This window comes from Streptomyces sp. IBSNAI002, from assembly GCF_052244475.1.
Lineage (GTDB): Bacteria > Actinomycetota > Actinomycetes > Streptomycetales > Streptomycetaceae > Streptomyces.
On record NZ_JBQPXG010000002.1, the window covers coordinates 7,403,259 to 7,417,297 of the forward strand.

General features: G+C 76.2%; 2 protein-coding genes (1 of these 2 only partly in view). Both read left to right on the forward strand.

All coding sequences use genetic code 11. The annotated features are described in order from the left end of the window. On the forward strand, positions 1-13,080 hold the full coding sequence (locus ACTVZO_RS34480) for an amino acid adenylation domain-containing protein (protein WP_443302065.1): 13,080 nt from the start codon (positions 1-3) through the stop codon (positions 13,078-13,080). After that, positions 13,077-14,039, forward strand: the start of a protein-coding gene (locus tag ACTVZO_RS34485) for an SDR family NAD(P)-dependent oxidoreductase (protein WP_443302066.1). It continues 19,755 nt past the right edge of the window; the window shows 963 of its 20,718 coding nt (coding positions 1-963); its start codon is at positions 13,077-13,079; its stop codon lies off the right edge, out of view. Before ACTVZO_RS34480 ends, ACTVZO_RS34485 begins: the two co-directional genes overlap by 4 nt.

Here is a 14,039-nt window from a genome sequence, read left to right on the forward strand (position 1 = left end):
ATGAACCACGACCAGATCGCCCGATCGGTCGTCCGCCTCGTCGGCGAGGTCCGGCCGGGCGGCGCGGAGCTGTCCCTGGACGCACCGCTGCGCGAGCACGGACTCGCCTCGCTGGCGGCGACCCGGCTGGTGCTCGGCATCGAGGCCGCCCACGGGGTCCGGATCGCCGTCGACTGGCTCGGGGCCGGAGCCACCACCCGCCAACTCATCGACAGGATCGTTGAGTCGGAGGGCTCGGCGGGGTCGGTGGGCCCGGCCGGGCCGTCGGAGCTGCCGGCGGAGGCGGGGCAGGAGCCGGGGCCGGACCGGGGCGGCAGCGAGGAACCGTTCCCGCTCACTCCCGTGCAACAGGCCTACCTGGTCGGCCGGGACCCCGACCTCGGCGCGGACCCGGTCGGCTGCCGCCTGTACCGCGAGTTCGCCGTGCCCGCCCTCGACCCGCGGCGGATCACGGCGGCCTGGCGGCGCGTGGTGGCACACCACGACATCCTGCGCGTCCTCGTCGACGAGGACGGCCGCCAGCGCATCGCCCCGCGCGCGCCCGCCGGAGCCCCCGAGCCCGAGGTCCCCGTGCACGACCTCTCCGCCGCCACTGCGCAGGCCTTCGCCCGGCACGTCCGCGACGTCCGCGAGCGCCTGGCCGACACGGCCCGGCACCGGGCCGCCGGCTGGCCGCCGTACACGGTCGAGGTGTCACTGGGTCCGGACGGCGCGGGCACGGTCCACCTGGACATCGACGCCATGCTCACGGACGGCCACGGCCTCGCCGTGCTCCTCGACCACTGGTGGCTGGGGTACGAACGGCCCGACGACCCGCTGCCCGTCTCCGCCGTCCCGCTGCGCGACGCCGTCCTGGCCCTGCACGCCCGGCGCTCCACCCCCGCCCACCGCGAGGACCTCGACTACTGGTGCGACCGGCTCGCCGCCCCGGCGGCCCGTCCGATGACCGCCCCGGCGGCGGCCCGGACCCGGCCCGGGGCGCGCCCCGGGGCGCGCCCCGGCGGCCACCCGCGCCGCTCGCTCGGCGCGGCCCTGACCCCGGCGCGGTGGACCGCCCTCAAGGAGCACGCCGCGGCCCTGGAGGTGTCGCCGACGGCCCTGGTGCTCACCGCCTTCGCCGAGGTACTGGCAGCCGACGCCCCCGGCGAGCCGTTCACCCTGGTGCTGACCACCTCCGACCGGGTACGGCTGCCCGCCGGGGCGGAGCAGCTGGTAGGCCCCTTCACCTCCACGGCGCTGCTGGCCGTCGCCCCGCTGCCCGACCACACCTTCGGCGAAGCGGCCCGCGCGCTGCACGACCGGCTGTGGGCCGACCTCGCGCACACCGGGGTCTCCGGGGTCGAGGTGCTGCGGGAACTGCGCTCCCGGGACCGGACGTCGCCGCAGGCCGCCCTGCCGGTGGTCTTCACCAGCCTGCTCGACACCGGCACGGGCGGCACGGACCGTTCCGACCGCACGGGCGGCCTCGCCGGACACGTGGCGCACGCCGCCAGCCGCACCGCCGGCGTCGCGCTCGACCACCAGATGTGGGAGACGGACGGGGCGCTGCACTACCGCTGGGACGTGGCCGACACCCTGCTCGCCCCGGGCGCCGCCGACACCCTCTTCACCGCGCTGGGCAACACCCTGCGCGACCTCGCGTCCGGCGCCGGCGCCGACGAGGAGACCAGGCCGCTCAACCAGCTCCAGCAGGCCTATTACGTCGCCCGCGCGCAGGGCTCCGGTCCCTGGGACGGCTGCCAGGTCTACCACGCCTTCGAACTCGACCACCTCGACATCGGCCGCCTCGAGGACACCTGGCACGCCATGACCGAGCGGTACGACGTGCTCCGCAGCCACCTGTCCCACGACGGCGAGCTGCACGTCCGCCGGACGGCCGGACCGCGCCGCCGGATCCCCGTCGTGGACCACCCCGCCGAAACCGCCGCAGGGCCCGTCGAGGACGCCTTCCGCGACCGGATGACCGGGTCGGCCTTCGCCCTCGGCCGCTGGCCGCAGTTCGACCTGCGGGTGACCCGTACCGCCTCCGGCCGGGCGACCCTGCACTGCGCCATCGACCTCGCGGTCGTCGACGGCCGCAGCCTCCACCTGCTGCTGCGCGAGCTCGTCGCCGGATACGGCGGCCCCGCCGGCCGGCGACCGGGCCTGCCCGCATCCGGCCACGCGGCGGCCACCGGCCAAACCGGCCAAACCGGCCTCCCCGGCCCGCCCGACCCCGAGGCCGTCGCCTACTGGCGCGAGCGCTTCACCGGCCTGCCCGCGGGCCCCGCCCCGGCCGGCGGCGCAGACCGCAGCCGCACCCGCCGCTCCGGAGTCCTGACCGGATGGCGGCGGATCCGCGCGGCGGTCGAGGACCGCGGCCTGACACCCGACGCCGCCCTGCTCGCCGTCCTCACCGAAGCCCTGTCGACCCGCGTGGACGGCGACTTCACCGTGGTGGCCGCCCGCTGGCACCCCGACGACGAACACCGCCGCCCGGGGGAACACACCCGGCTCAGCTGGCTCGACCACGGCCCCGCCGGGCAGTCGCTCGCCGAGCGCGCCGCCGCCCACCAGCACCGGATGGACCAGGACGACACCCGCGGCGCGGGTGCGGACGGGCTCGCCGAGCTGCGCCGCGTCACCCTGCGCGAGCGGGCCGGAACCGGCCTCGCCTTCCCCGTCGTCCACACCGGCCTGCTCGAACTCACCGACCAGGCACCGCCGTCCGGTGTACGCGGCGGCCGCTGGATGACCTGCACCCCCGACGTCTGCCTGGACAGCATCTGCGTCGAGGAGGGCGACGAACTGCGCTACCACTGGGACGCGGTGCCCGGCGACTTCGCCCCCGGCGACCTGGAGGCGATGTTCGCCGCGTACGGCCGCCTGCTGGACGGCCTCGGCGAGGCCTTCACGGCGGATGCCCCCGGCCCGCCGGAGCCCCGGGCGGCGCTGAGCGCGGCCGAACGGGAACTCGTCCTGCACACCTGGAACGACACCGCCGTACCCGTCCCCGACGAGCGGCCCGTCCACCTGTTCTTCGAGGACCAGGCCCGCCGCACCCCCGAAGCCGACGCGGTACTGCACGCCGGAGGGGCCGTCGGCTACCGCGAACTCGACCACTGGGCCAACGGCATCGCCTACCGGCTGCGCGCGCTCGGCGTCGACGCCGGCCAGATCGTGGCGGTCTGCGCCAGGCGCGGCCCGGCGCTGATCGCCGCCGTCCTCGGGATCCTGAAGGCCGGCGCCGCCTACCTGCCCATCGAGCCCACCGCCCCCGCCGAGCGCGCGGCCGCCATGCTCGCCGACGCCGGCGCCACGGTGCTGCTCACCACCTCGGACACCGGACCGCTCCCCGTCCCGGACGGCATCCGGGTGGTCGACGCCGACCGCGGCGTCGTCCCCGCCGACGTCCCGCCCCGGCCGACCGCCCACGCGGACAGCACCGCGTACGTCATCTTCACCTCGGGCAGCACCGGCCGGCCCAAGGGGGTGGCCGTCGCCCACCGTTCGGTGCGCAACCTCCTGAACTGGTGCTGGCGCACCTTCGACTTCGGGCCCGGCGACCTCGGTCTGATGGTCACCTCCCTCGGCTTCGACCTCTCCGTGTTCGACGTCTTCGGCCTGCTCGGCCGGGGCGCCGCCCTGTACGTCGCCGACGAGGACCAGCAGAAGGACCCGGCGCTGCTGCTCGACCTGCTGCTGGAGCAGCCGGTCACCTTCTGGAACTCGGCGCCCACCACGCTGGCCCAGCTGATGCCGCTGCTGCCGGGACCGGGCGACGACCGGACCGGTACCGGCGACCTGCGCCTCGTCTTCCTCAGCGGTGACTACACGCCGCTGTCGCTGCCGGGCGAACTGCGGTCGGTGTTCGGCTCCGCCGAGCTCGTCAGCCTGGGCGGAGCCACCGAGGCGACCGTCTGGTCCAACTACCACCGGGTCGCCGAGGTGGACCCGGCCTGGCGGAGCATCCCGTACGGCCGGCCGATCGACAACGCGCGGTACTACGTCCTGGACGAGGACCTGGAGCCCTGTCCGATCGGGACCGAGGGCGACCTGATGATCGGCGGGGACTGCCTGGCGCTGGGCTACCACAACCAGCCCGAACTCACCCGCGAGCGCTTCGTACCCGACCCGTTCGTACCGGGCGGCGCGGCGCGGATGTACCGCACCGGCGACCGCGCGGCCTTCGGCCCGGACGGCGTGATGACCTTCCTCGGCCGGGCCGACACCCAGGTCAAGATCCGCGGCCACCGGGTCGAACTGGGCGAGATCGAACACCGCCTGCGCAGCCACCCCGCGGTCCGGGAGGCGGTCGTCCTGGTCCGCCCGCACGCCTCCGGCGACGACAAGGTCGTCGCCTACCTGCTCCCTGCGGCGGGCGCCGGAGACGCGGGCGCCGGTCAGCTCCCGTCGGTGTCCGCGCTGCGGGAGTACGCCGCGCTCGCCCTGCCGGACTACATGGTCCCCAACCACGTGCGCTTCCTGGACACCCTCCCGGCCACCTCCAACGGCAAACTCGACCGCGCCGCCCTGCCCTGGCCCCTCCCGGCCGGGGCCGCCGAGCCGGCCGCCGTGGCCTCCGATGCCGCCGTGCAGCCCGCTGCCCTTCCTCCCGTTGCCCCGGCCGTTGCCGCGCCGGGCACGGCCACGGAGCCGGGCACCGCGCTCGCCGACCGGCTCGCCGCGGAGATCGCCGAGATCGTCACCGGGCTGCTCGACGGCCGTCCGGTCGACCCCGACGCGGACCTCTGGGACCAGGGCGCGACCTCGTTCACCATGGTGCGGATCTCCCGGACCCTCCAGCAGCGGCACGGTGTACGGATCCCGGTCGGCGCCCTGCTGGACGCACCCAGCGTCGCGGGCATCGCGGGACATCTCGCCCGCGAGTTCGCCACGGCCCCCACCGCTGCGCCGCCCACCGCCGCGCCCGCCCCGACCGCCACCCCGGCCGCCGCGCCCACCCCTGCGGCCGTGCCCACCCCTGCGGCCGTGCCGGGCCCGTTCCCGGCCGCCCCCGCCGGCCAGGGCGCCGCCGTGCCCGAGTTCGTGGACGTGCTCTCCGCCGAGGAGCGGGCCGCGTTCAAGGGGGCGGCCTGGAACCTGCGGCCGGTCTCCCCGGCCGAGCCCGTGCTGCGGCTGCCGGCCCCCCGCGGCCCCGCCGGCCGGCACCTCGCGCGGGCCAGCAGCCGGGAGTTCGGCCCGGTGCCACTCCCGTACGCCGACCTGTGCGCGCTGCTCGACCGACTGCGGGCGAGCGACGGAGACGGTGACGGCGACGGTGACGGCCGCGTGCGCCGCGGCTACCCCTCCGCCGGTGACACCTACGCCGTCCAGGCCTACCTGTTCGTGCGCCCCGGCGCCGTCGAGTCGCTGCCCGGCGGGGTCTACTACCACGACCCCGTCGAGCACGCGCTGCGCCTGGTCAACCCGGACCCCGCCATCGACCGGTCCGCGCACTTCTTCTACAACCGGCCGCTCTTCGACCAGGCGGCGTTCGAGCTCTACCTGATCGGCCAGCCCAAGGGAATCGCACCGCTCTACGGCCCGGACGCGGACCGCTACCTGCTGCTGGAGGCGGGCTACGCCGGGCAGCTCCTGATGGAGGCCCAGCAGGACACCGGGGTCGGCCTGTGCCCGATCGGAAGCGTGGCCTTCGACACGATCCGCGGCGAGCTCCGGCTGGACGACGGCCAGCGGTTCCTGCAGTCCTTCCTCGGCGGCCCGCTCGCCGACCGCCCCGCCCGACCCGCCCGGATCAACGGCCCGGCCCCGGCTCCGGCCGTCCGCCCCGCCGCCGTCACCCCCGTCGCCGTGACCGGCCTCGCCGGGCGCTACCCCGACGCCGACTCGCCCGACGCGTTCTGGCGCAACCTCGCCGCCGGCCGCCGCTCGATCGCCGCCCCGAGCGCCGCCCGCGCCGCCGAGGCCGGCGCCGTCCCCGGTGGGTACCTCGCCGGCATCGACGGCTTCGACAGCGCACTGTTCCGGCTGTCACCGGCCGAGGCCGCCGCCCTCGACCCCCAGCTGCGCCAGCTGCTGCACGCCGTCGGCCAGTGCCTGGAGGACGCCGGGCACACCGCAGGGTCCCTGCACCGGACCGCCCCGCGCGTCGGCGTCTACGTGGCCACCATGTGGAACGACCACCAGCACGTCGGCGCCGCGGACTGGCAGCGCACCGGCCGCGCCGAGGTCTCGGCCATCGCCTCGGACATCCCCAACCGGATCTCGCACGCCTTCGGATTCCGCGGCCCCAGCATCGCCGTCAACAGCTCCTGCTCGTCCTCGCTCACCGCACTGCACCTCGCCCTCGAAGCCCTGCACCGCGGGGACTGCGACGCGGCGGTCGTCGGCGCGGCCAACCTGATCGCGCACCCCTACCACACGGCCCTGCTCGAAGGCCTCGGACTCGTCGCCCCGGACGGTGTCGCGGGCGCCTTCGACGACACGGCGAGCGGCTGGTCGCCCGGCGAGGGGGTGGGCGCGCTGCTGCTGCGCCGGGTCGAGGACGCGCGCCGCGACGGGGACCACGTGCACGGTGTCGTCGAGGGCAGCTGGATCGACTTCGCGGGCGGCTCGGGCGGCGCGGGCGGCCCGGCCCGCTTCGGAGCCCCGGACGTGACCGCGTTCCGGGACTCGATGGCCCGCACCCTGGACCGCGCGGGCGTCACCGTCGACGACGTCTCGTACGTCGAATGCGCGGCCACCGGGGCCGCCTTCGCCGACGCCGCCGAAGTGGAGGCGCTCGGCGCACTGTTCCAGTCCCGCCGCCCGGGCGGACCCGTACTGATCGGTACGGTCAAATCGGCCATCGGCCACCTGGAGGCCGCCTCCGGACTGGCCCAGGTCACCAAGACCCTGCTCCAGCTGCGCCACCACGGCATCGCGCCGACTCCGGCCGCCGGCCGGCTCAGCCGCCTCGTCGACTGGGACGCGCTGCCGGTACGACTCGCGGACCGGGCCGTGCCCTGGCGTGCACCGGACGGCGACACCCCCCTGCGGGCCCTGGTCAACGCGGCGGGGGCGACCGGCTCGCTCGCGCACGCGGTGATCCGCTCGGCGACGGCCGAAGAGCTCGCGCCGGGCCGTTACCTCACCCCGCGGGGCCCGCTCCTCGCGGTGCTCTCGGGCCGGGACGAGGAGGGGCTGCGCGGCGCGGCACGGCGGCTGGCCGACCACCTGCGGACCGCGGAACCCGACCCCGCCGGCCTCGCGTACACCCTGCAGACCGGCCGCACCCACCACGCGCACCGGCTCGTCCTCGACTGCTCCCAGGGCCTGCCCGCCCTGCGGGCCGCACTCGAGGACCACCTGGCGGGCGGTCCCCCGTCCGTCCCCGCGGCCGGGCCGGGCGCGGCATGGCAGGCCGGGGAAGAGGTGGACTGGTTCGCGCTCTGGTCCGTCCCGGCCCGCCGGGTGCCGCTGCCCACCGAACCCTTCCCGGCCGCTCCCGCCCGCCCGGCCGGCCCGGACCCGCGGCCCGCGGCCGACCGGGCCCCGTCCGCGGTGGACGCCGCCCGGATCGAACGGCGGCTGGTACGGCTCTACGCGCGGGCCTCCGGACTGCCGCAGGACGGCATCGACCCGCACACGCCGCTGGAGCAGTACGGCCTCACCTCCTTCGTGGTGGCACGGCTCAACGCGGACCTGCGCGAGGAGTTCGGGGTCACGTCGGCCACCGTCTTCTTCGAGCAGCGCGACCTGGCCGGCGTCGCCCGGAGCATCGCCACCCAGGCCGCCGCGACCGGCCCAGGCCGCCCGGAGGCCGCGTCCGGCCCCTCGTACGGGGCCGCGTACAGCGCTGCGTACGGGAGCGACGCCGACGCAGGGGCCGACGACGCCGTCGCCGTGATCGGCCTCGCCGGGCGCTACCCGGGCGCACCCACCCCGCAGGCGCTCTGGGAACACCTGCTGCGCGGGGCGGACCTGGTGACCGGGCTGCCCGCCGAGCGGCGCACCGGCCGGCCGGGGGAGGAGCTGATGCAGGGCGGATTCCTCGACGCGGTGGCCGGCTTCGACCCGCTGCTCTTCGGCATCACCCCGCACGACGCCGACCTGATGGACCCTCAGGAGAGGCTGCTGCTGGAGGTGGTGTGGGAGACCCTGGAGGACGCGGGCCACCCCAGGGACCGGCTACGCCGCGCCCACGGTTCCAAGGTCGGTGTCTTCGTCGGCTCGATGCACAACGAGTACCCCTACTTCGGGGTGGAGCGCACGCTCACCGGCACGCCCGTCGCCAGCGGCTCGACACCGGCGGGCATCGCCAACCGGATCTCGTACTTCCTGGACGCGCACGGCCCCAGCCTGACCGTCGACACCATGTGCTCGTCCTCGCTGACCGCGGTGCACCTCGCCGCGCGCAGCCTGCGCGACGGCGAGTGCGCGGTGGCCCTGGCCGCCGGGGTCAACCTCTCGCTGCACCCGAACAAGTACGTGCAGCAGAGCGCGATGGGCATGACCTCCTCCGACCACCGCTGCCGGGGCTTCGGCGCGGGCGGCGACGGATTCGTACCGGCCGAGGCGGTCGGGGCGGTGCTGCTCAAACCGCTGGCCCGGGCCGTCGCCGACGGGGACCGGATCCACGGCGTCATCAAGGGCACGGCCGTCAACCACGGCGGCCGCACCAACGGCTACACCGTTCCCGATCCGGCCGCGCAGGGCCGGGTGGTGACCGAGGCGCTCGTGCGCGCCGGGGTGCCGGCCGGGACGGTCGGGTACGTCGAGGCGCACGGCACCGGAACGGCGCTCGGCGATCCGGTGGAGATCGCGGGCCTCCGGCAGGCGTTCGGAGATCTGGCCCCGGGATCCGTGGCCATCGGGACGCTCAAGTCCAACATCGGGCACGCGGAGGCGGCGGCCGGCATCGCCGGGCTGACGAAGGTGCTGCTCCAGATGCGGCACGGACTGCTGGTCCCCTCACTGCACGCCGAAGAGCTCAACCCGGCGATCGACTGGCCGGCTTCGCCGTTCCGCGTGCAGCGGACGGTCGCCGAGTGGCCCCGGCCCGCCGGGGCCCCGCGCCGGGCCGGGATCAGCTCGTTCGGCGCGGGCGGGTCGAACGCGCACGTGGTGGTCGAGGAATACCCCCACCCGCGGTCCCCGTACGGCCAGGACGCGGCGGCAGCGGCGGACGAACCGCAGCTGGTGGTGCTGTCGGCGCGTACGGAGGACGCCCTGACCGCCCTCGCCGGCCGGCTGGCCGCGCAGCTGCGGGAAGCCGTGCCCGGGGACGCTCCGGGCGGGACGGCGCGCGCGGACCTCGCGGACCTCGCCCACACCAGCCGGACCGGCCGTGAGGAACTGCGCGAGCGGCTCGCCCTGATCGTCTCCTCCCTGCCCGAACTGGCCGGCCGGCTCGCCGCGTTCGCGGCCGGCCGGGGCGGGGCCGAGCTGCGCGGACGGGTGTCGGGGCCGTCCGGGCCCGGGGTGCCCGCGGAGCGGGTCGACCCGGCGGGCCGCGACCTCGGGGAACTCGGCCGCCGCTGGGTCACCGGCACGGGCTGGGACTGGCAAGCCCTCCCGGGTACGGCCCGGCGCCGCATCGTCCCCATGCCCGCGTACCCCTTCGCCACCCGCCACCACTGGCTCCCGGAGCCGGCCCCGCGTCCCGCACCCCAGGACGAGCCCCGCCCCAGCCAAGGCCCCGCCTCCGGGTCCGTACCGGCGGCCGCATACGCTCCGGCCGTCGCCCGGCCCGTCCGGCCCGTCCGGCCCGTTCCGCCGGACCAGCCCGTTCCGCCGGAGGCGGCCGTCCCGTTGCGCGTGCGCCGCTGGGAGGCGGCTCCGCCCGTCACCGAGGCCGTCGCCGGGGCGGCGACGCCCCGGGGCACCGTGGCCGTGCTCGCCGGGCCGGGCAGCGCGGAGCTCGCGGCGGACACCATGGCGCTGCTCGGAGCGCAGGCCGACTGCGTGCTGCTCCGGGAGGGCGGCGCGCCGGACCGTGACGGCCCGGGCTTCCACGACGAGGCCTCCGCCCTGCACGCCCTCGCCGCACTGCCCGGCCTCAGCGGGCTGCTGGACCTGACCGACGTGGGCCGGCCCGACGGTGGCCCCGGCCCCTGGACGGCCCGGATCGCGATGCTCCAGGAGCTGATCCGCGGCCACCGGGGCGAACTGCGCGTGCTCCAGGTGACCCAGGGCCTCCAGGACCTGCCCGGCGCCCGGCCCTCGCTCGCCGGCTCCCGCGTCGCGGGCTTCGTCCGGATGCTCGGTGCCGAGTACCCGAGGGTCCGGGCGACCCACCTGGACACCGACCTGCCCCGGCCCGAGGCCATCGCCGCGGAGTGGCGGGCCGCCGAGCCCGCCGCCGAGGTCTGCCACCGCGACGGGCAGCGGCTGCTCCCGGTATGGACGCAGGTGCCGGCGGCGGCCGCAGCGGCCCCGGAGCCGTTCCGCGCCGACCCGGACCGCGCGTACCTGGTCACCGGCGGCACGCGCGGCCTCGGTTCCACGGTCGCCCGGCACCTCGTGGCCCGGGGAGCCCGGCGGATCGCCCTGACCTGCCTGCGCGAACTGCCCGTACGCGAGCGCTGGGACGACCCCGCGCTGCCCGCGGCGACCGCCGAGGCGGTGGCCACGATCCGCGATCTGGAACGCTCGGGCGCCGAGGTGCGGGTGTTCACGGGCCCGCTGTCGGGCCGGGCCAGGCTGTCTGCCTTCCTCGCGGAGATCCGTACCGACCTGGGGCCGGTCGGCGGTGTGGTGCACTGCGCCGGTCTCGGTACCCGGGGCCCGGCGGCCTTCGTCCACAAGCGGTCCGAGGACATCCACGAGGTGTTCGAGCCGAAGACGGACGGGCTGGAGACCCTGGCCGAACTCTGCGGCGCGGACCGGCCGGACTTCTTCGTCCTCTTCTCGTCGGTCTCCTCGGCCCTGCCCCGGCTGGCGTCCGGGATGAGCGACTACGCGGCGGCCAACACCGGAGCGGACTTCGTCGCGGGCCACCTGGCGCGGCTCGGCCGGAGCCGGGTGCGTGCCGTGCAGTGGCCGGTCTGGGCGGAGGGTTCCGCCGGGGAGGCGGCCCGGACGGCCGGCCGGGCCGCGGGCATCGGGGTGCTGTCCACGGCGGACGGCCTCGCGGTCCTCGACTGGGCGATGACGACGGACGGTCCGACGCTGGTGCTGCCCGCCCCGCCGGTGGACCCGGCCGCGCCGTCGGTGGCGCCGCAGGCGGCAGCCCCGGCCGTGGCGGCCGTGGCGGCCGGGTCCACCGGCGGGCCGGCCCCGGTGCCCGGGTGGCTGGCCGAGGTGTTCGAAGCGGTCGCGGGCGTCCCGCGCGAGGAGCTGGAGCCGACCGCGTCCTTCGCGGAACTCGGAGTCGAATCGGTCATGTTGGGGGAACTGGTGGTGCAGATCGAGCACCGCACCGGACATCCGCTGGAACCGGCGGCGCTGCTGGAGAACGACACGCCGCTGGCCCTCGCCGCCCATCTGGCCCGTACGCTCCCGGCGGCGGTCACCGCATCCCCGGCACCGGCCGAGCCGGTGGTCCCGCCGGTCCCGCCGGAGCCGCCGGAGCCGCTGGAGACGGCGCCGGTGCAGGCTCCCGGGGCGGTGGGCGACGACCGGATCGCCGTCATCGGCATGGCCTGCCGGTTCCCCGGCGCCCCCGGCATCGAGGCGTTCTGGGAGCAGCTGGCCACGGGGGCGGACGCCGTCACCGAAGTGCCCGCCGGCCGCTGGGACACCGCACGCCTCTACCGTCCCGCCTACGAGCCCGGCCGCAGCATCAGCCGGTGGGGAGGATTCCTCGAGGGGATCGAGGACTTCGACCCCGACCACTTCGGCATGAGCGAGGAGGAGGCCACCGGCCTCGACCCGGCCGTACGGCTCTTCCTGGAGGGCGCGGAGGGCGCCGTACGGAACGCGGGCTATCCGGACGAGGAACTGGCCGGACGCTCGATCGGGGTCTTCGCCGGTGCCCGGATGTCGGGATACCGGCACCGGGCCGGGGCCGGGGGACCGGCGGGGCTCGGCGGGGACCAGAACTTCATCGCCGCGCGGGTCGCCCACCAGTACGACCTGCACGGACCGGCGATGGTGGTCGACAGCGCCTGCTCCTCCGCGCTGGTCGCCGTCCAGCTCGCCTGCCGCAGCCTGCTGGCGGGCGAGTCCGAACTGGCCCTGGCGGGCGCGGTGGAGGTGCTCCTGGACGAGGAGCCCTATCTGGAGTTCAGCGCCGCGAAGGCGCTCTCCCCGTCGGGCCGCTGCCGGACCTTCGACGAGCGGGCGGACGGCTTCGTCCCCGGCGAGGGCTGCGGGGTGCTGCTGCTGAAACGGCTCGACGCGGCGCTGCGCGACGGCGACCGCGTCCACGCGGTCATCGACGCGGTCGCGGTCAACAACGACGGCCGGACGATGGGCCTGACCACCCCCAACCCCAAGGCCCAGGCGGCCGTGGTGCGCCGGGCACTGGCCGACGCCGGGCTGCGGGCCACCGAGATCGGCATGGTCGAGGCGCACGGCACCGCGACCTTGATCGGCGACCCCATCGAACTCCGGGCCCTGACCGACGCCTTCCGCGACGGTGCGGGCGGCTCGGACGCCGGGTACGCCACGGCGGAGAACGGCCGCTGCGCGATCGGCAGCGTGAAGTCCAACCTGGGCCACCTGCTCAGCGCGGCCGGGATCGCCGGGCTGATCAAGGCCTTGCTGGCGGTGGAGCACGCGGCGATCCCGCCCACCATCGGCTGCGACCGGCCCAACCCACGCTTCGACCTGCGCACTTCACCGTTCAGGGTGAACACCGAACTCTCCTCCTGGCCGGCCGGGGTCCGCCGGGTCGCCGGAGTCAGCGCCTTCGGTCTCGGCGGCACCAACGCCCACGCGATCGTCGGCGAACTCGACGGGGAAGGCCGGGCGCGGTACCGCCCGACCCGGCAGCCGCTGCCCGAACCGGAGTTCAAGCGCCGCCGGTACTGGCTGGAGCGCGAGCCGGACGGCCCGGTGGCCGACGGCCCGGTCCCGGACGGCCCGGTCCCGGACGGCCCGGTCCCGGACGGCCTGGTCCCGGACGGCCCGGTGGCATCCATTCTCGACCTCCGATTCGCAGGTGACGACGAACCGGTCTCAGAACCCGGGCGAAGGGGAACACGACCGTGACCGACGACCGACCGATCGAATGTCGCGTGGTACTGACCGACACCGACTTCATCATGCGCAACCACCACGTGCACGGGGTCTCGGTCATGCCCGGCGTGACCTTCCTGGACATCCTGATGCGGATCCTGCGCAGCCGGGGACTCGACCACGAGCGGGCCGAGTTCAGCCGGATCCTGTTCACCGAGGCGGTGGCCACCACCGAGGGCATGGACCGCGAGATCCGGATCGTCCTCGGCGCGGCGGACGGGTCGGGGGTGCGCCCGGTGACGGTGGACAGCCGCTGGTCGGCCGTTCCCGGTTCGCCCTGGCGGCAGAACCTGACCGCGGCCCTCTCCTTCGCCTCCCCCGGCGTCGGGCCGGGCGGCACGGCCCAGCCGGAGACGATCGACCCCGACGCCCTGCGGGCCGGCGCGGTCCGCACCACGGACATGGCCGAGCTGTACGCCCGCGCCCGGGACGAGAACATCCGGCACGGTCCCGCGATGGCCTGCCACGGCCCGCTGCACATCGGCGACGGCTACCTGCTGGCCGAGCTGAGCACCGGCGCGGCCGCTCCCGACGCCGGGAACTTCCACCTGCACCCCGCCCTGCTCGACGCGGCCACCATCGCCGCGTACGGCCAGACCGAGGCCGTCTCGCGCGAGCCGTTCATCCCGGTCTACATCGCCAGGTTCAGGGCTCCCCGGCCGCTCGGCCGGAAGGTCTACCTCTACGTGCCGGGCGTCGAACGCCTGGCGGACTCCGGCGACGTGATCCGCAGCGACTACGGCCTCTACGACGAACAGGGGCTGCTGCTCGCGGAGTTCGGCGCCCTCACCTGCAAGCGCATCCGCCGCCCCGACCTGATCACCCGACTGCTCGACGAGCCGAGGGCGCACCAGGATCCGACGCAGGCCGACACCGACGCCGATACAGCTACCGATGCCGGCCCGGTCCCGGTCCCGGTCCCGGCCGCGGTC